A 19878-nucleotide genomic window follows, 5' to 3' on the forward strand; every position below is an offset into this window, starting at 1 on the left:
AAAATGTCTTTATGCTTAATATTTCAGCCAAAACTGCAATCTTTTTCTTATATAGTTGTAGAAAGTACTTACTAATAAAAAGAAAGTCATTAAAATCCCACCAACAGCTGTTATCAGACAAATCCATTCATAAATATTGTAATGGAATATTTCCGACCAGTTATAATTTCCGTCCCATTCTTCAATAATCAGGTTCATCCCGTATATACCTGAGACAACCGTAAACATCGTCAATACGAATAACAAGTAGTTTTGCCTTTTGTCTGCCGCTTTTTGCTGGTTCACATAAAGGGCATCAAGCGTTTTAGAGACCTCACTGAAAAGCTCATCGATTTTAAAAATCTCTCTCAAGCGCTTCGACATTTCACGACTTGATGAACGGCTGCTGACCTCTTGGAAGTAATATTTAGAAGAAAACATGGTAATCAACTGCATTAATTTCTCTACATAAATTTCATCCTTTTTCCAAGCGAGCTCACAATATCGGAAGGAGAGTTCGAGTAGTGTTAATTTGTAAAAGTAGTGAAGTAAGATGGTGTAATAGTGAACGCCCATAAATCGAACTCTTGCTTTTTCTCTAAAAGCCTCTGTCGTATCACGATAGACAATCGTTGTTTGGACATGCTCTGTTGTTATGTCACATAACTTAGGCATATAGCGCGTGTTCACACGCGTTTTTAGGTACTCCTCCATATGCTCTGTATTGGCTGCAGAGATAAAGGGAACAGATTCTTCCGTGTACCCATCCAATTGACTGGCTCTATAGAGTTGTTCAATTGGCAAGTGGTCTTCATCCAACTCAATATAATTCGTGACAAGCATTCGCTCATCTTCAAAGTAAGGAAGACTACCAAAGTAACCGTCCCGACGGTCATCATGAACCGTATATTTTTGAATTTCAGGGCAAAGATGCTTCATGATAAAATCGTGTATACAAGTAAATGGTTCCCCATCATATTGGACTTCCATCCCTAATTGGTTATTTGTTTTAGGCTCTAGAATGCGAAAGTGATGCATGAAATCAAGTGCATCTGAAAATAAATTAACATCCTCTAACTTCACACGAATCGATACAAAGCCAATTCCAAATGGACATAGGGTAATATCAATGCTAAGTATAGTAAAAAGATAGTGTCTGTCGTGAATTTGGAGGCTACCTGTCTTTGAAATTTCCTTAGAGAAACGCTGAAAACCATCATCTCGTATATTTTTCGGAAACAGCCTCCGCTCTATGTAGGATAAAAAATTTTGCTTAAGGGCAATACTTGATAACTCGATGTCACCGTAAAATTCGGATTGCTGCTTCTTATCATTGAGATTAAAGAAGCTGTAGCCATTGCCGAGCAATTCCTCAGATAGCGCTATCTCCTTTTTGGTCATAAAAGAAAATGGCAGCATAGCTGTCATCCAAGCATTTGTTATTTTTGTTTCTTCCTCTAAAACTGGTGTTGTAAAGTGCATAAACTCACCCCCTACCCTATAGTATTCCCACATTTTGTTCATTTATAAACATTTACTGAAAGAGTAGACAGTGCGTGTGAATCGCATTTCATCCTTTTTTTCTCTATACTATAGTAGTACTTAAATCAGTGGCAGTTTATCGCTATATGTAGCGATGAGGCCTCTTTTTGAGAGGAGCATATAATCAGATGGAAACAGTCAATCTACAAAAACTTCAGGACCTTCTGAATTCCTTTGCGAATAAAGATGTCTATATACACTTAGAAACAACGAATGGGGCTTATGCCTCTCACTTCGATGAAAAAGTATTCAATGCGGGCACATTTATCCGCAATGTACTAATTCGTTATGAACTTGGTAAAGTGACGCCTGATGTACCCCATCGTGTGGGTTTAAAACTATCGAATGGCGGCTGGGTGTATGCCCAAGGAATTACGCATTTTGAGCTCGATGATCAAAATCGTTTGCTTATGGCCGGCCATGGCTATGATGGTAAATTAGCTATTGCGCTTGAAATCAGCGAAACACCATTCGCATATTAATTTCCAAATTAAAAGGAGTTTTGAATATGTTACAACCTGAACGTCAAATACTTGTTGTGTTCCCACATCCTGATGACGAAGCATTCGGAGTTTCCGGCACATTGGCGCAATATGCGAAAGCTGGCACACCTATCACATATGCTTGCCTAACTCTTGGAGAAATGGGACGCAACCTCGGCAATCCTCCATTTACCACACGCGAAGAATTGCCATTAATCCGTAAAAAGGAACTTCAAGCATCTTGTGAAGCCATTGGTATCAAAGACTTACGTATGATGGGCCTTCGTGATAAAACGGTTGAATTTGAAGATGATGAAGAAATGGTTGCCATGATGACAAATTTAATTGATGAACTCAACCCTTCATTAATCATCACTTTCTATCCGAATTATGCGGTTCACCCTGATCATGAAGCAACTGCTAGAGCTGTTGTCCGTGCTGTACGCCGCATGCCTGAGAGCGATCGCCCAAGACTATACTGTGTGGCATTCGCCAACAATACAGTAGCAGAACTTGGTAACCCGGATATTATTAATGATATTCACGATGTACGCGTGGAAAAAATGAACTCTATGAGAGCTCATATTTCCCAAACAGGCTGGATGCTTCAAGAAGAAGAAAAACGCAAAGAAGAAGGCGCGACTGCAGAAAATAACTGGTTTACAAACGAGCATTTCTACAGCTATCGCTTTGATGAAGATTTCGAAGACAGTTTTTAAGAACATAGAAAGGCCCAGTTTTCTTATAAACTGGGCCTTTTTAATTAGCACTGTTTCGTTGTCTTTAAAAGAGATTATTAAAGAGATTGAGGAGAAATATGATGCGGGAGAAAAAAATTCGAGGAATTAAACGTAAAACCAATAATATGATGAAACGTATTGAAGAAAACACATTTGAATTCCCAACAGACTTTTACAATGGTTATTGGCATCTGCACCTACCAGTTGCTCCAGACTTTATAAATTCCAATAAAACACCAAAAAGAGTTAAAAGACTCTGCATTCAATCACTATTGGACAGAGCTGAATATCTAATTGGTTTCAAACCAAATGACAAACAAAAGTATCGAGTAGTAGCTGCAATTGATTTACCTGATTTATGGGGTTCACAAATTATTGTATTTAAAGGTGACGCCCATTTTGAAGAATTCTTTAACAGAGACGACGAATATCAAAAGTGGCTGCATTTACCAAATGACAGAAAAATTCAAAATGAATGGGGACTATCTGTTCCTAACGGTTTACAAATAACAGGTTTTAAAGAAGAAATTACCGATGAAGATGGATACCACTTTGAAGGTGAAATTTGGTTTATTGGAGAATTAAGATAAATTTAAACAGACATAAAATACGTATGCCCCTTTTCTTTTAAAAAATCTAGAGCCTTTAATTAAAAAATATACTATTGAGACATTCACCAATCCTATGGTACATTTATCTGGAATAATATTCAAAAAGGGGTAATCTATGAAAAAAATAATAATGGCATTCTTATTGATTCTTGTGATCGCCGGAGGTTTTTACGTTAATAGCCTACTTAATAGTAAGCCACCCCTCCCCATTATTCGTGCTGGGCATGAAAATGTTGCGAAAGTTAGAGGCTCTTATTGTTGGGAAGGACTTGTTAGCAGTGAATGTGTTGATACTATGCCTCCTCCTGAACTTATTAAAAACCAAAACCTCTCACCTGTGGTTGCTTCTCCCTCATCCAAATTGAAAATAGTATTTAAAAACGAACCTAAAAAGAATACGATATCAGTAAGCAAATGGCTTCCAAATAATAAGGTTGAAGATGTCGTACTAAATAAACAGTCAATTATCTTGCCAAAAGAAAAAGGGTTGTATGTGTATGATGTATCTGCAAACTGGGAGAAAGGCAGCGCAAGCTATGCTTTTGCAATTGAAATCCGTTAAAGCTTAGCTTCCTTTTTATCTTTCAAGGGATTCTCCCTTGCTTCCAGCTTCTCTTCTGTATTAAACAAAAAGAATCCATAATAAAACAGTAAATCCTAAAAAGAGCAACCCAAATATGAAGGAAAGCATTTTAAAGATCACAATATGATATTTTGGTGTTGTAAATTTCTCAGAAATTAATAAGAGAACACTAAATAACGAATCAATCCAATCTAAAGTATTAAGAATAAAATCGTTGTCCTCTTTAAATCTTTTAAAAGTTACATAAAAGGCATTGCCTGCAATAAATAATAAAAATATGGAGCTTATAATCAACATATATATATTCATTCAATATTTCTCTCCTGATCGGTAATAGCCTACAGTTCAAATGTAGGGAGATTTTTACTGTCTGGTTGCCTTATGCTTTGATACCAGGCATTTGCTTTTAGTTCAATCTCCAAGACTAGCTGCTCTTTGCCTTTAATATATGACTCAATATCGTAAGGAAAACGTTTGGAGAGTCCCTCTTTCACATCTCCATATTTTTTAGCGACATCTGGATGTGATATCAAGTAATCACGAAAAGCCAGATGACGATTAATATTGTGGTTATCAAATTGGTAAAAATGAAGATGATGAGTTCGATGATCTCCGCCTTTTTGAAAGTATCGTCTTTGATAAATCCCGTTTTCTCCTTTTGGTACATAACCAATGGCCATCATAGGAATATTAAATTCATCAACTTTATTTACATCTGTAACCACGGGCATTATATCAATGATTGGTTTTGCCTTTAGACCTTTTACAGATGTACTACCAATATGATGAATATCAATGATTTCGGAACTGAATATCTTATACAATAAATTTGCTTCTACCTCAAACATTGAATTCCAGCACTCGTTATATGCTTTCACTTCAACTTTTCTCATTAAGAGCCACCTCTTTGTATATGTTTAATTTCATCACATTCCAAAACACCATCTTTAAAGAAACTCCCGATTACTGAAGTTCATGATTCAGCTAAAGAAGCTATAATTCTAAGTGTGAGTGACCACAATAGAGCTTTGATTTTGTCCGAATAAATTGCTGAGTGGCCCATGATATTGATATAAGCTTTTTTAAGCTGGAGTTGCAAAAGGCTTGCCCATTACTTTATTGGTCAAGCCTTTTTATAATTAACTATTTAAAGAAGCACCATTTTTTCAAAAGTATTCCTGCCGCTTTTCACCTGTTACGACTTTCCATGCTAATAACCCTACAGCGAGAAAGGCAAAGGAGCCTATTAACCCTACAGGCCGGATCGAAGTTAATTCAGCTGCAAAGCCTATTAAAACAGTTATAACAACAATAAAACCTGCTTCCACCACACTAAAAAGACTTTCAAATCTCCCCATCATCCCGACAGGAACATGATTTTGGTAGAAAGTCATATACCCTGTATTAGCAAACGTCACAGCAATTCCTATTAAAAATACACCAGGCGTTGCACTAAAAAAGCCATCCGAACTATAAAATATTATATAACCAATTGAAGTGGAAATTGTGCCCATACCTATTAAAAGATTAACTGCAAGTTTTTTTGAATAGAGGGAGTTAATAATTGAACCTATTATTATTCCACCTCCAAAGACACTTAATAAAAACCCATAATTGGTGTCTGACATTGAAAGTACGCCTTTAGCAAAAGCTGCTTCGAGCGAATCTATTGCGGTCATGATTATAGTAGTACCACTAAATAATAAATATATTTTTACGACATAGGTATTACTTCTACTGAAATGAAAAACAACTCGAAAATCTTTTTTTATCAATTGCCATGTAATTCTTTGCCTCTCTGTTTCTTTAAGTCTCGAGTCCACATTAGGTAGCATCTTAATAATTAGAGCTGAAAATAGTAATGCTACTGCATTTATATGAATAGCCGTATAAGGAGTGCCCATCCAAAATAACATTCCAGCAATGGCAGGGCCTATTAGTGAGCCACATGAGTTGATAAAACTACGAAGTGCGTTAAACCGTTGCCGATCAGCTTCAGGTATTAGTTTAGTCATATAAACCATAGAGGTAGGTTGAAAAATAGCACTTCCCATATTAATGATAAACGCTAGTATATAAACATAAATCAGTGACGGTAAAAATGGAATGAACGCAATACATATTGCTCGAAAAATATCTAATCCCATCATCAGTCGCCTTGTATTTACCCGATCAATTAGACTACCTGCCCAAGCATTTGAACATATAGTTGCAATTGGATGTAGTATATATAATAAAGCAATGGCAAGTGGGGAACCTGTTTTATTCAATATAATTAAGTTTAATGCAATGAGATAAACCCAAGCGCCCACATTTGAAATACCTATTCCTCCTAATAGTATGAAAGGATACTTCCATCTGAACATGTCACCACTCCTATTTTATTTTTGTAAAACAAAATAAAAAACTCACCCCCAAGATATTTATCTTGGGGGCGAGTCATATCGCGGTGCCACCCCAGTTCATCTCTACATTGCTGCAGAGGCCTTATCGAGTACGGCTTTGTGAATAATTCACCTGCGATACTCTATCTCTGTAACGTGAGAATACGTTGCATCATCATTATTCCAGTGAACAAATCCAATGCACAGCTCCAAGCCTTGTTTCAACGCCTTTCCTATCCCTCTTTTTCAGCAATCAGAGGTCTCTGTAGATAGTACGTGGGTTTACTCTTCTTTTCGTAGCTTTTATATGTAATTCTGTAAATCATATACTATTTAAAACAAGAATTCAATCCAAACAAAAATCATCTTCATAAGGGTTTGCATATAAATCTATATCAAATTCAGCACCAATACTTGATGCAAAATTTATTACGTCCGTATCTAAGTAAAGACCAGGGGTATCTCCTTCTTCCATAATGATTACAATAAAGAATTTACATACAACAGAATAAGTTTGTTTGATCTCCTGAATTATGGATACCTTATTTTGAAGCGGCATTATAATTTGTTGTAATTGTTCTTCTACATCAAAAGATTCTTGGTAGCCTGTATCTAAATGCCACGAAGTTTCTTTTCTCGACAGTTTACTTGAACGATTGGGAATTCTATCTCCTTTTCTATATGTATTAGAAGGTTCAATCCCTAATTTTTCAGTAATATCTTCTAAGGGAAATGAATCGCCAAATATACTTAAATAGACCCTCACCTGTGTTTTTGTCTTCTCCAACAGTCATACCTCCAAAAAAATTATAATTTGTTCAATGTTCTTTTTAGCTTAAGTTAACACTTCCTTCTTCTCAAATCTTCATTAAACTTTATGTAATTCTTTTGGCTTTTAAATGTAAAACCAATATAGAAAAACCCTAAAATGTAGTATTTATATTTTAGGGTTTAAGAATTCCTCTTACAAAGATTTTCTCGATCTTATTCGTTGTATAACTTTTTCTGCTTCATTTTTGCCCACTCAAATGGGCCATCATGCAGTGTTAATTGCTGATTTTCTAGCCAAGCTGTTTTGGTGAACAGCTTTTGTAAAAAGTATCGATCATGACTAATCGCTACTATTGTACCGTCAAATTTTTCAATCGCCTCTTCAAGTGCTTCACGCGATTCAATGTCAAGGTGATTTGTAGGTTCATCCAACACAAGCACATTACATTGTTGAACCATCAACTGAGCTAATCTCAGTCGCATCTTTTCTCCACCACTCAATTGTTCTACCTTTTTAAACACATCATGACCATAAAATAAAAATTGTGCGAGCATATGGCGTGCCTCGTATTCCGTCATTGAAACATCACGACGAAAGGCTTCAATTAATCGCTCTTCTTTATTAAATTGTCCGAACTGCTGAGCCAGATAGCCAATTTTTAAATTGCTTCCTTGCTTCACTTCCCCATCTATTGGTATTAATTCTCCAAGTAATATTTTGAGTAACGTTGATTTGCCGGTCCCATTGTTACCAACAATCGCTAAACGATCCCGATAAAAGATTGGTAAATGTACATTCATAAATAAGAAATCTTCTTCAAAGCCATGTGAAACGTGATTGAGTAAAAACACCTCTTTTCCTGAACGCTCATCAGCTTTTAACTGCAGGTTCATCTGCCGCTCAACTCTCGGCTTCTTCACCAGATCCATACGTTCGAGCATCTTTTCCATAACTTTTGCTTTTCGATATAAATCTGGATTTGGTGGTGATGCCTCATTTGCCCATTGACGCAATCGGCGTATTGCTTCTTTGATTTTTTGAATCTTTTTTTGTTGCTCCTGATATTCAGCGAACTGCTGAGCAATTTTTGCTTCTTTATTTCTCACATATTGATCGTAGTTCCCTTTACTAACCCAAATTTCTCCATCCTCAATTTCTAATATTTTATTAACGACATTATTTAAAAAAGCCCGATCGTGAGATACGATCAATACTGTTCCTTTAAAATAGTTTAAATAATCTTCTAGCCATTCAATAGCTGCTAAATCAAGATGGTTTGTTGGCTCATCTAAAAGTAATATATTTGGTTGCTTCAGCAAAATTTGCGCGAGCATTACCTTCGTCTTCTCACCACCACTCAATGCTTCAAAAGGTTGCTCCAAAAGTTGCGTGATCTTCAGCCCATTTGAGATAGAAGCAATCTTTGCTTCAATTTCATAACCACCAGCTAATTGATATTGCTCTAATAGATCCCCATATTGAGTTAAAACCTTTTCGCTCATGTTTATAGCCATCATTTGCTCCAGTTCCGTTAAACGAGCCTTCATTTCATGTAGCTGCTCGAATGCTTGGGACAATACGTTGAACACAGTAATATCCTTAAACATCGGAATTTGATGCAAGTAACCAATTGTTTGACCTTTTGTCTTTACTATACGCCCTTCATCTGGTTGCTCGATTCCCGCTATCACTTTAAATAAAGTCGTTTTACCGCACCCATTACGTCCAACAATAGCCACTCGTTCACCTAAATTTACTTCAACTGATAAATTGGTAAAAATGGTGTTTCCACCTAATATTTTTGTTATATTTTCTACTTTTAATTGCATACTCTAAAGCTCCCCTTTGGAAATAAAAAAAGACTGCTATAACTAAGCAGTCTTTCCTTAAAAATTGTGAAAAGAATGTTGTTAGTTAGCTAAAACACTATTAATTTTTCTAAAAAAGGGCACACTTGTCCCGTTAGTAGCAAAATCAAAAGCAATAACAGATGCAAAATACATAGCTGTATTTACTTTTACACCTGTTTCCATAGCTAACTTTTCCATTCTTCTCACCTCCGTTCACTAAAGTTATTTTAATATTAACACATTTCAATAAAAAAAGCGCCAAATGGAATAAAATAGATAAAAATTTCGAATTTAGATTTTCGACTCTTCATACTATGCATTTTGATAAAAGAGGAATAGAAGGGTATACGCCAGTAAATAGCGCCCCTTCCTTATATAATTTATTTTTATAAGTCCCGGTATTTAATACAAGCTATCATAATATTTACTACTTTAAATTTCTTTCACCATATACACTTGCTGAGCTGTTGTTTCGAAACCTATCTTTCTTAAGGCACTATAGGTTTTTTTACTTTTGTTCATTGGTAAATTAGGAACTGTTCGATTGATATTATCTGTAAAATCCCCAAAAACACAACCTATTAATTGATAGATAATCTCTTCAGCGTCTACTCGTTCTGGTTTTGCCTCACACTGATACATGGTGGTACCTGTATGGACACCTTGATCATTATAATTCTTTTTGTAGTAAGCGTAGCCAAGTACATCACCATTTTCTTCTTTTACGAGGAGGCCCTCACCACTTTTCGCGCTTTGCCATCGGGTCTGCCATGGATTCGTCGATTTATAAAATGGTAGTTGACCAATTTGTTGTAGCGCTACTCGTTCAACCGTAAATTTTCTTTTTACCTCACCAATTAGATTTTGTTTTTGCTTTCCATTAAGATTTAAGAATTCTACAGTATCTTCAACAAGATAACCCTTCTTCTTATAGACGGAAATGGCGACCGTATTTTCACTTATCGCCTCAAGTGTTGCTATATTAACATTCTCCTTTTGTAGAATGGAGAGCGTTGATTCTATTAGTAATTTCCCGATCCCTTTACCCCTATAATCCTTACTAACTCCGGTGCCGCCATTCCAAGCAACCTTTTGGCCGTGATCCATTCTTACACCGTTCATCACAATCCCTATTGGTCGATTGTTTTCAAAGGCGATGATAGATAAAGCAGGTGAAAGATCTTCCATAACCATTCTTGTTAATAATTTTTCTGGAGTAGTGGTTGCATCCACAAAGTATCCTTCAAACCCATCGTTCCAGGCTGTTACCGCATCTGCAATTGTACAATCTACTAACCTCTTAATCGTTATCATTTTATTTCCCCCTTAACAGCGATACGTCCTTACTAGGTATGCTCACCTCTCAGGAAGAATTCCATTATCATGGGAATCATTCGGAGAAGTTTCTACCATAATGCATCAAGCTTAGCACCTTTTGGAATGTATATAAAAGCATTCAATTAGAAGGAGTTTCACCATTTAACTTCGCCAAGTAATAGCATCCCGCCGTAGAAGAAATATCTTCTGTTATAAACTGAACGTTTTGGATTCGCTGGCGAAGAATTTCAGTGAATTTTTCTTGTACAAAAGGAATATTAACGAGAATACTGCCCTTTATGGCAATAGCCACTTTTTCTTCTTCTTTGTATTGTAATTTTTTATACGCATTCCATGTCAGCTCGGCAAGCTCTTCTCCTGCCTCACTTAAAATTTGCAGCGCTTTTTCACCGCCTATTTCAGCGTCTTTTACAATGACGGGTACGAGGCGTGCAATTTCTGCCTTAGGAGAGGAATAAACAAAATCTTTTATGTCCTGAACAGAGGTTTGTCCCAATTCTTTTAATACTGTCCTTGTTAAAGATGAATAGGCTACTCCCTGATCCTCCTCTTTAATCATGGCTTTCAATGATTGAATGACGATCCAATAGCCACTCCCCTCATCTCCAAGCAAATGGCCAAAGCCTCCTGTCATCTTTTGAATACCGTCGTGCACACCAAAACAAACAGACCCCGTCCCAGCAATCGTCAAGATACCATCTTGCCCTTTAAGAGAAGCTGCATGAGCGATGATGCTGTCTTGTACTATATCTACCTTTGTCTTGTAATAGTTCTTGAAGTGTTGGTGAATGAGCTCTTGATTTAATGAGCTTTCATATCCCGCAATGCCCATATATAAATGCACACACTCTGTTTTTGAAAGCGCAGATTGGCAGGCATCGACTGCCTCCATTATATGATGAAGTGCTCTTTCTTCATGTATGAGCACATTACCAAACCCCGAAATACTTGTATGCAATAGATTCCCGTCTAAATCATAAGCAGCTGCTTCCGTCTTTGTGCCCCCTGCGTCGACTCCTATTATGATTTTCATTTGCTAAACTCCTTTCGTGTTCCTAAAATAAAACCTCCATATAGGTAGCTTATACCCTATGGAGGTTTTCAAATTGCTTAAAAGCTTTCATCATCTCTTGGTGCATAATGTTTGGCTTTTGGACTGCAATCCACAATATATCAAATGACTCTACTGCCGATTTTCTTTTTTCTAAACGTTGTTGAATCTCATCTCGGTATTCTGGCTTAGTCACAATCGTTGTTACCTTACCAATCCCCGGATATTTCTTCAAAACGATGGACTCGATTTCATGCCAGTACAATTCATGATTGCTGAAATCTATTGAAACTCTTCTTTTAGTCCAGGCGATTCCTCTTTTTTTAATACGAGCAATTAAAAAGTAAAAACCCGTAAAGGCAAAAGTGAAATAGACTACAATACCGACTACAACCATCACAATTTCTCGCCAGCTCCAGCTTCCTGCCTGCGTTTCATGTGATAATTGGGTAAGCACGCCGAGTACTGTTACAAATCCGCCAAGAAGCAAAAAAAGAATGCAAACGTTTTTCGGTAAATATTTCTCCATATAATGCTCCTTTTAAAGCAAAGGCACTGCTGTTTTTGTTCTTCTATTATAACGAATCTTATGCAAAAGAGCTTCTTTGAGTGTTTGCAAAAGCATTTTGACAACCCGGCTAAACAGGAGTAAAATAATGATTTGCTCTAAACACGTGGTTCGAGACCATCCCACGTAAAAAAACTAGGGGGAATACAATAATGAAAACAAAGTCTCTCGCAATCAGCGGTATTATTGCGGCTCTTTATGTTGCCGTTACATTGCTGATCGCGCCTTTTGGATTTACTGCGATACAATTCCGTATCTCGGAAATGTTCAACCATCTTGTTGTTTTTAACAAGAAATATATGATTGGAATTGTAGTAGGTGTAATAATTGCTAATTTCTTTTCACCACTTGGCGTATATGATTTAGCTTTTGGTGTTGGGCAATCTGTGTTAGCACTTACGATTACGATTATTTCCATCCGTTTTATTAAAGGACAGTTAGCGAAGATGATATTTAATACAATCGTCTTTACAGTAACAATGTTCTTAATCGCCATTGAACTACATCTTCTTTATGATCTTCCTTTCCTTTACACATGGTTTACATGTGCTGTAGGTGAACTTGCCGTAATGGCTGTTGGGATTCCAGTAATGATGGGGCTTAATAAACGCATTAATTTTAATAAATTGATAGAAGATTAATTAGAAAAAGGACTTGTGAAATAATCACAGGTCCTTTTTATTTTTATTTTCTCAGCACGTGGATATCATCCCTGAGTTTAGCCTTTAAAAACTTACCAACAGAGGTTTTCGGAATTTCATTGAGAAACACTACATCATCCGGAACCCACCACTTTGCGAATTGGCCTTCCAAATAACTTAGCAACTCTTCTTTTGTCGTGGTGCTCGCTTCTTTTAAGACGACACATGCAAGCGGTCTTTCCTGCCATTTTTCATCCGGCACTGCAATCACGGCCGCCTCGAATACTTGCGGATGTGTCATTAAAGCATTTTCAAGATCCACAGACGATATCCACTCTCCGCCACTTTTGATTAAATCTTTCACACGGTCGGTGATTTTAATATAGCCCTCCGGCGTCATCACAGCGATATCACCTGTATACAGCCAACCGTCCTTGAATGCTTCTTTTGTTCTTTCATCTTTATAATATTCATCCGCAATCCACGGCCCTCTAACTGTTAATTCCCCCATCGTCTTGCCGTCCCATGGTACTTCCCCTTGTTCATTTACGACGCGCGTTTCAAGTAGTGAAACCGTTAGACCTTGCGTGGCACGAATATTGAGCTTGTCTTCTTTAGACCAATGCTGCATATCAGACGTATAGGTAGATAAACTAACGATTGGCGTTGTTTCTGTCATGCCATATCCGACAATGAATGGGACATTATATTTTTCTTCAAATGTCTGGATTAGCCCTTTTGGAGAAGCGGCGCCACCGCAGACAATCACGCGCAAGGATGAAATATCTCTCTTATTTTGTTCCAATTCTTTTAAAACACCAAGCCAAATAGTGGGAACACCTGCTGTGATGGTTACTTTCTCTTTGTCAATTAAATCAAGCAGTAAAGATGGCGTGAACATTGGACCTGGCAGTACCTGAGTTGTCCCAAAGTTGACCGCAGCAAACGGCATACCCCATGCATTGACATGGAACATTGGCACCACTGGCATCGAAACATCGTTTTCACGCAATCCCAGTGAATCTGCCAAGCCGAGCGCTAAACTATGGAGCACCAAGCTGCGATGTGTGTATACTACACCCTTTGGGAAGCCTGTCGTCGCACTTGTATAGCACATCCCAGCCGGCATATTTTCATCCAGGTCCTCAGGAAACTCATACGCATCGCTTGCATCTTCAAGCAATCGTTCATACGAATGGACATTTTTCAAATCTGTTGGCGGCAACTCATGATTGTCTTGCATTACGACAATATGCTTTACAGATGTTAATAATGGAATTGCCTTCTTTATTAATGGAAATAAATCGCCATCAACTAATAGGATTTCGTCCTCCGCATGATTGATAATGTAGACAATATGCTCAGGCGACAAACGAATATTGATCATATGCAATACGGCGCCTGCACAAGGTACTGCAAAATAAGCTTCTAAATGCCGATGATGGTTCCATGCAAAAGAACCTACCTTCGTTCCTTTTTTCATACCTAGCTTCGTGAGCGCCTCCGCCAATCTTCTTGTCCGTCTCCCGAACTCTCGATAGTTGATTCTGTGAATCATATTTTCAGCAGTTCGTGAAATAATTAGTTTCTCTGGAAAATAGCGCTCTGCTCTTTTTACAAAATCAGTTAATACTAATGGCGTTCCCATCATTGTTCTACCAGCTCCCTTTTGTCTACCTTCTTTCAAATCTATTAACTCTTTCTATATTTATGCTGGTTAAGAGCTTTTAATGAATGCTGGTTGACTAGATTAGTAAATTTAAAGTGGCCAGGTTTAATCTTTCTTTTTCAGGGAATACCATAAATATAATCAACAGAGGAGGAATTTTAAATGGTTACAAAAATTACAGTAGAAAACGCAGTACAAGCGAAAGAAGAAATCGAAAAGTTAGAAGCTCAAGGCTACAGCCGTGATGATGTCTATGTATTCGCGCACTATCAAGAACGCGAAGATGATATTGCAGATGCATTAGATACAGCTGAAGTGGGTATGAAAGAACAAGGTTTCTTCAAATCCATGAAAAACTTAGTGGCTAAACGCGGCGATGAATTACGCACCGAAATGCAAGCTGTGGGTCTAAGCGAAGCAGAAGCAGATGCCGGCGAAAAAGAGTTAGACCAAGGCAAACTTGTATTAGTAGTTAACAAAAAATAATTCCCTTCCCTTCATGAATTGAGCATCCTTAAAAAAACACGGCTAGGTTAATCAACCAAGCCAAAAAAGTTCCAGTCATCCTTTCGATGATTGGAACTTTTTTATGATCACCTTTTATTTCTCTAAACTAGGAAAATTATTTTGCATAAATTCTCTTTCAAGTTCATCACTCATTACATCATTATCTCGGTCATCGTTACATTTAGGTTAAGAAAGCAAAACAGTTTAGACAATTAGGCCACACATATTAAACATGTCTGATGTGTAGTCTAACTTTATTACATTATTCAACTAAAGAACCTGTAAGTTACCGAAATGCTATCAATATTAGGCATTATTTTTAATAAGGATTTGATTGTTAATATGATGTTCCATATGTTTAAGATAATCTTTTACGAGCCACTCTAATGTTTTTTGTTGATTATCTCCTATATCACAAAGATTTGATAATCTCTCTTTTGGAATGTTCGAGATAGTATTTATGATTTGCTTATTTAATGATAAAAAAAGGTTTAATATCTCATCAAGTGGTCTTTCTTGATATTTCTGAAGAATTACCCATTGGTTTTGCCTATATGATTGGATAACAAATGGTTGTTCTTCGTACTGAATCTTTACAAAACTATTAATATTATTTATTGCAGAGTCGCATAGATGTCCTAAAATCTCCTTTTTGGACCATTTATTTTGTAATGGACGATTTGATATTTCTGTTTCTGACATTGAGTTATATACCTTCGGTAATGTTTGTATCCAGTGGTTTATTCCATTAATTACATCCTCCATACACCTTCACCCTTTCAATATGCAATATGTATCTAAAAAACAATATTCGTCTAAAGACATTAATATACCTTCTTAAATTAGCCTGTTAGTTGAACAAGAATTATATCCTCATCAAGTAATCCTTTATAGGGTTTGTTTATTTTGAAAGTAAAATATTATCTTTCACATATTCCCACAGCATTAAATAGCCCGATTGTGGAATAACAGCTACAATTAGACTGCCACTTTACTTGAAGAAAGAATGAAAAAGTCTACCTTGAATGCTACTCTATCCAGAATAGTGTTAATAAACTTTCCATTCTAATTTGAAACCATCAAAAAACGACTAACTCCTTTATAATCAAGGTTTAGTCGTTTTTTGAATGAAAATCGATAAAGGCCTGTATTCATCTATTTCTTTGAAATTTATTTTACCTTAATTTCTAAATACCTATTCCCCTACCATACCATCATTATCTCGATCATCCATATATGGGTATAACCAATGTTTCCTCGTTATTGGCATACTATAACCTGCTGCTTTTGCTTCTTTAATCGTCACTTGTCCATCACCATTTGTATCAACACTAGAAATATTGCCTTTTCTGTTTGAACGAGTTGTAGTTGAATTGGAAGCCTTATTGCCAGTTAGACCGAGCGATTTGTTTACTTTATCAGGGTTCACATTCTTAAATTTATCAACGATTTTCTCACCCTTTATCGTATAGGTATACTGATAGCTTGAGGGAATTTGTGTTTGCGTATTAGGATAGGTAATAATGGCTTCAAAGTTTGTAGCCCCACCAGCTTTACGAATGGCATCTTCCATATATGCTTGATCACCATGTCGGTTGAGTGTACTTTCTTGTGGAGTAATATTGTAAGCATTTGATACCCCTCCGAGAGAATCCGCAATGATATGTCCTTCATCTAAATCTGCTCTTTCAACACCTGGAACTTTTGCTTCATCAGGGTAGTATCTACCAGACGATGTTACTGGTTCGGTACGGTCATCTTGTAGAACAATTTTGTCGGCAATAACACGAACCAGTTGCCCATGCTCATTCGTAAATCCCCAATATTCACGATTTCCAAAACCAATGTCAACGACGACGTTTGATTTTCGATACCCAGAAAGATCACCACCATAAACTTTAATAAGTTTGTATCCTGAGAACAGTTTTTTATTTGGTTTAGTTGGTGTTTTCTTTGCTACTGTTTCACCAATAACCGAAGTGATAGTTTCATCTTTTTCACTATTTTTATTTGTATCAACTGTGTTTACTTCTTGTGAATTTGTTTCTTTATCTTTAATGGATCCACCTTCGGTACAACCGACTATAAAGATGGTCGTTAAAAGTAATATTATGTAATTCATTTTCCTTTTCATGTTAGGACTCTCCTGTAATAGCTTTATAGTATTTGTTCCAAGATATACTTTATCATAAATATATCCATTTACCTTAATTGGTTTAATTTATTAATAAATTGTTTTAAATGATGATTCTTATATTTTCCGCTTCACAACGTAGTTTAAAAAAGTCTTGGACAAATGGATGTTCATTTGCAATAGTGTCATTTATTTTCATTAATGATCGTTTACCTATGCGACGGTCTAAAAGAGATAATATTTTGATTAAAATATCGGAGGACTGTCGACTTTCTTGTATTGAAGCATTGAAATATTGTTCTAAAGCAAAAAAGAAATCATATTGTCCATAAATCGCCTCATTTTTCAGTAATTGATGTGCTTCATCTTGAAGATCCCGATTATGAGTTACGTCATCAAAGTTAAAATCATCTAATTGTTTTCGTATAGCCCATTTTTTGCGAAATTCTTCTCTCTCTGCAATGAGTGTACACATATTTAACTTTTCAACTTTATCTACCGTAATGACGGCTCTACCTAACTGGTCGTGCGCGCGTCTATAATTAATAACTTGAAAATCCACTCTCGAACGCAAAGATTCGCAAGTGAAGCTTTTCAATTGTTTTTTTGCTTTACTCCATTTCGGACTATACAACAAATAAATACCTCCAAAAATCGTTTTATATTAAGTATAAATCAAAATTATAGGAATAAAAAAAACAACAGCTTTGATTGAATTTTGTCTTTTTTATAATGGTTTTTTAGGAAAGGTCTCGTGCAATAGTTTTTCCTTTTAAATAGCCACACAAAGAATTTGTTGTCCCGTTATAATGTAGTGTTCTACTCTAGCCACTACATTACAACAATCACATTTACACATAAGGCTTTTATCTTCATATTCAGCAAAGATAGTGAGATGGCCAATTTGGTGGGGGAAGCCCAATACTTTAAAGGTTTATTATAAGAAAAGTGAAGAGAGCACAGAGTATAATAAAGCTTTGATAAAATACAAAGATCAATAACAAAGTCCTTCTTCTGAAAAACTATTATTTAAGAATTAAAATCCGAATAAGCAAAAAGAGGCCCAAAAAGTGATATGCCACTTTTTCGTGCCCCTTTTTCATATAGGATGAGCATTTTTAAAATGCTGTTCCTTGCCTAGTCTATTTTAATTTTTCTTTTAATACATTTAACATATCGATTGTCATTGCGTCTAAATCGAATTTTGCTTTAAAGCCCCATTCTTCTTTTGCCGCTGTTGGATCAATCGAATTCGGCCAGCTGTCCGCAATTGCTTGGCGTACAGGATCCACACTATAATCCATTGTAAAGTCTGGCATTACCTTGCGGATGGAAGCTGCAATTTCTTCTGGTTCAAAGCTCATCGCTGTTACATTGAATGCATTACGGTGAATTAGTTTTTCTGGATTCGCTTCCATTAAGTCAACGATTGCTTGCAATGCATCAGGCATATACATCATGTCCATATATGAACCTTGTGCGATATAAGAAGTATATTTGCCTTCTTGTACAGCTTTATAATAAATATCTACCGCATAGTCTGTTGTACCGCCGCCTGGAGGAGTCACATTGGAGATCAAGCCAGGGAAACGAACGCCGCGCGTATCTAAGCCAAAGCGTGTGAAATAATAATCACAAAGAAGTTCACCCGCTACTTTATTTACGCCGTACATAGTAGTCGGACGTTGTAATGTATCTTGAGGCGTATTATTTTTCGGTGTTGATGGGCCAAACGCGCCGATAGAACTTGGCGTAAAGAATTGCATATTTAATTCGCGTGCTACTTCAAGAGCATTCACAAGACCGCCCATGTTTAAATTCCAAGCGAACAATGGTCTTTCTTCAGCTGTTGCTGACAATAATGCTGCCATATGCATGATTGTATCTGCTTCAAAATTCTTCGCTAATTCATGCATACGTTTTGCATCTGTTACATCTAATTTTTCAAATGGCCCTGCTTGGTTTGCACTCTCTTTTATATCTGTAGCTAGTACATTTTCGGTACCATATTCTTTTCTTAGCTTCGCCACTAATTCTGAACCGATTTGGCCAGACGCGCCTGTTATCATTATTCTTTTCATTGTATAATCCTCCCTCTATTACATACAATTGCTTTTTCCGACAGTACAATTTCCCTTCTCAAAAACATTTGTATTCTCCCAGTGTACAAATAAACCCATTAGCACCTATTATTTAAAGTAATTTTCCGAGTTTATTATATACTGTATTTCTAGAAAGCACAACTAGTGCTTATCCACTGATTTCTTCTGGGACTTTTCTTGAATTTTCATTTATACTAAACGAAAAAAGGAGTGAACGAATGGAATTAGTAAAATTAACGCTTATTTATTTATTCGCCATCCTAGCATGCTCTTTTCTGCTTTTAATGGATATTCCTACATGGCTAATCGTAATTTTGCTTATCTTATATGTATTTATGTTTACACTTTATCCCCACTTCAATGCACTATGGTGGACAAATAATCTAAAAAAAATTGACCGCTTCCTTAAAAGGAACAAGCAAAAAGCATTATTTGCCTATCCATACGCCATCGCCCATGAATCCTTAGCAGAACAAAAAGAAGCACTTCAACGAATAATTTCCACTCATCAACAGCCTTATATCAAACATAATTACGCATGCTTGCTTGCCCTACTAGAAGAACATTATGACCAAGCGCTGACTGAAGCAAAACAAATTCAGAAAGAGCCTTATCAAAGCTATATGATTGCCCATAGCGAAGCCCTGCTTGGAAATATCGAGAACGCACGTGAAATGCTTCCGCGGTTAACTGAAAAATGGATGGCTCCTTCAATTGAAAGTTTGATTTCTGCCAAGGAGAAAAATAAAGAAAACTTTAGCCGATACTCAGCTGAAGCAATCGAACATGCAAGAGGTGTACAGAAGTACATGCTTTATTATTCCTTGAAAGATATGAAAGAACTTCAAATGTGAAAGGGATTTTAGCAAACTCTGTGTGTACACCTAAAAAGCCACAAACGTTGAATCTATACGTTTGTGGCTTT

At 36.5% G+C, this 19878-nt stretch carries 21 protein-coding genes, 1 riboswitch and 1 other annotated feature; of the genes, 7 read left to right on the forward strand and 14 right to left on the reverse strand.

The annotated features are described in order from the left end of the window. Positions 1-15 precede the first annotated feature (15 nt). Entirely contained in the window at positions 16-1461 is a 1446-nt protein-coding gene (locus RCJ93_RS09745; protein ID WP_150283421.1) for a hypothetical protein, read from the reverse strand. A 188-nt stretch (positions 1462-1649) separates the two neighbouring features. On the opposite strand from RCJ93_RS09745, the gene RCJ93_RS09750 reads away from it, so the two are divergent. The 4 genes from RCJ93_RS09750 to RCJ93_RS09765 all read left to right on the forward strand — a co-directional run bounded on the left by RCJ93_RS09750 (position 1650) and on the right by RCJ93_RS09765 (position 3916). Next, positions 1650-2003, forward strand: a complete 354-nt coding sequence (locus RCJ93_RS09750) for a YojF family protein (RefSeq protein ID WP_066791641.1) — start codon at positions 1650-1652, stop codon at positions 2001-2003. Positions 2004-2029: 26 nt separating this feature from the next. Next, positions 2030-2722 (forward strand): bacillithiol biosynthesis deacetylase BshB2, encoded by a 693-nt coding sequence (bshB2, locus tag RCJ93_RS09755; protein ID WP_150283419.1) that lies wholly within the window; start codon positions 2030-2032, stop codon positions 2720-2722. A gap of 101 nt (positions 2723-2823) precedes the next feature. Beyond that, positions 2824-3333, forward strand: a complete 510-nt coding sequence (locus RCJ93_RS09760) for a DUF3916 domain-containing protein (RefSeq protein WP_150283418.1) — start codon at positions 2824-2826, stop codon at positions 3331-3333. 136 nt (positions 3334-3469) lie between these two features. After that, a complete protein-coding gene (locus RCJ93_RS09765) occupies positions 3470-3916 on the forward strand; it encodes a hypothetical protein (RefSeq protein ID WP_150283417.1) in 447 nt (148 codons plus the stop codon). 359 nt (positions 3917-4275) lie between these two features. On the opposite strand, the gene RCJ93_RS09770 is transcribed toward RCJ93_RS09765, so the two are convergent. The 8 genes from RCJ93_RS09770 to RCJ93_RS09805 all read right to left on the reverse strand — a co-directional run bounded on the left by RCJ93_RS09770 (position 4276) and on the right by RCJ93_RS09805 (position 11861). Next, entirely contained in the window at positions 4276-4830 is a 555-nt protein-coding gene (locus RCJ93_RS09770; RefSeq protein WP_150283416.1) for a GrpB family protein, read from the reverse strand. Positions 4831-5103: 273 nt separating this feature from the next. Beyond that, positions 5104-6303 (reverse strand): MFS transporter, encoded by a 1200-nt coding sequence (locus tag RCJ93_RS09775; protein ID WP_150283415.1) that lies wholly within the window; start codon positions 6301-6303, stop codon positions 5104-5106. 61 nt (positions 6304-6364) lie between these two features. Further along, positions 6365-6628: a binding site (T-box leader), on the reverse strand. Between the two features lie 39 nt (positions 6629-6667). Continuing rightward, a complete protein-coding gene (locus RCJ93_RS09780; protein WP_150283414.1) occupies positions 6668-7108 on the reverse strand; it encodes a DUF4279 domain-containing protein in 441 nt (146 codons plus the stop codon). Between the two features lie 197 nt (positions 7109-7305). After that, positions 7306-8922, reverse strand: coding sequence for a ribosomal protection-like ABC-F family protein (abc-f, locus tag RCJ93_RS09785; RefSeq protein WP_150283413.1), 1617 nt, complete (start codon positions 8920-8922; stop codon positions 7306-7308). A gap of 81 nt (positions 8923-9003) precedes the next feature. Next, positions 9004-9141 carry an RAxF-45 family protein gene (locus RCJ93_RS09790; protein WP_173668500.1) on the reverse strand — a complete coding sequence of 46 codons (138 nt, stop codon included), beginning with the start codon at positions 9139-9141 and terminating at the stop codon, positions 9004-9006. Between the two features lie 234 nt (positions 9142-9375). After that, positions 9376-10257, reverse strand: coding sequence for a GNAT family N-acetyltransferase (locus RCJ93_RS09795; RefSeq protein WP_150283412.1), 882 nt, complete (start codon positions 10255-10257; stop codon positions 9376-9378). 142 nt (positions 10258-10399) lie between these two features. Further along, positions 10400-11314: an N-acetylglucosamine kinase gene (locus RCJ93_RS09800; protein ID WP_150283411.1), complete on the reverse strand. Its 915-nt coding sequence runs from the start codon at positions 11312-11314 to the stop codon at positions 10400-10402. Positions 11315-11363: 49 nt separating this feature from the next. Continuing rightward, on the reverse strand, positions 11364-11861 hold the full coding sequence (locus RCJ93_RS09805; protein ID WP_150283410.1) for a hypothetical protein: 498 nt from the start codon (positions 11859-11861) through the stop codon (positions 11364-11366). A 139-nt stretch (positions 11862-12000) separates the two neighbouring features. Continuing rightward, positions 12001-12045: riboswitch (PreQ1 riboswitch) on the forward strand. Positions 12046-12052: 7 nt separating this feature from the next. On the opposite strand from RCJ93_RS09805, the gene RCJ93_RS09810 reads away from it, so the two are divergent. Continuing rightward, positions 12053-12541 (forward strand): QueT transporter family protein, encoded by a 489-nt coding sequence (locus RCJ93_RS09810; protein ID WP_066791621.1) that lies wholly within the window; start codon positions 12053-12055, stop codon positions 12539-12541. Between the two features lie 43 nt (positions 12542-12584). Here the strand turns inward: RCJ93_RS09810 and RCJ93_RS09815 are convergent, their stop codons facing one another. After that, positions 12585-14192, reverse strand: a complete 1608-nt coding sequence (locus tag RCJ93_RS09815; RefSeq protein ID WP_446738973.1) for a long-chain fatty acid--CoA ligase — start codon at positions 14190-14192, stop codon at positions 12585-12587. A 180-nt stretch (positions 14193-14372) separates the two neighbouring features. Here RCJ93_RS09815 and RCJ93_RS09820 point away from each other — a divergent pair, with 180 nt between their 5' ends. Then, on the forward strand, positions 14373-14696 hold the full coding sequence (locus tag RCJ93_RS09820) for a general stress protein (RefSeq protein ID WP_066791620.1): 324 nt from the start codon (positions 14373-14375) through the stop codon (positions 14694-14696). A gap of 327 nt (positions 14697-15023) precedes the next feature. Here RCJ93_RS09820 and RCJ93_RS09825 read toward each other — a convergent pair whose 3' ends face one another. The 4 genes from RCJ93_RS09825 to RCJ93_RS09840 all read right to left on the reverse strand — a co-directional run bounded on the left by RCJ93_RS09825 (position 15024) and on the right by RCJ93_RS09840 (position 18932). After that, the gene (locus RCJ93_RS09825) at positions 15024-15482 is read right to left on the reverse strand and encodes a DinB family protein (protein ID WP_150283409.1); all 459 of its coding nucleotides are present in this window, start codon (positions 15480-15482) and stop codon (positions 15024-15026) included. A gap of 430 nt (positions 15483-15912) precedes the next feature. After that, on the reverse strand, positions 15913-16851 hold the full coding sequence (locus RCJ93_RS09830) for a DNA/RNA non-specific endonuclease (protein ID WP_150283408.1): 939 nt from the start codon (positions 16849-16851) through the stop codon (positions 15913-15915). 103 nt (positions 16852-16954) lie between these two features. Beyond that, positions 16955-17488 carry an SF0329 family protein gene (locus RCJ93_RS09835; protein ID WP_150283407.1) on the reverse strand — a complete coding sequence of 178 codons (534 nt, stop codon included), beginning with the start codon at positions 17486-17488 and terminating at the stop codon, positions 16955-16957. A 505-nt stretch (positions 17489-17993) separates the two neighbouring features. After that, complete coding sequence (locus tag RCJ93_RS09840; protein ID WP_150283406.1) at positions 17994-18932, reverse strand: L-threonine 3-dehydrogenase; 939 nt, start codon at positions 18930-18932, stop codon at positions 17994-17996. Between the two features lie 239 nt (positions 18933-19171). Between RCJ93_RS09840 and RCJ93_RS09845 the strand changes: the two genes are divergently transcribed. Beyond that, positions 19172-19807: a hypothetical protein gene (locus RCJ93_RS09845; protein ID WP_150283405.1), complete on the forward strand. Its 636-nt coding sequence runs from the start codon at positions 19172-19174 to the stop codon at positions 19805-19807. Positions 19808-19878 lie beyond the last annotated feature (71 nt).

This window comes from Rummeliibacillus sp. BSL5 (assembly GCF_052928305.1).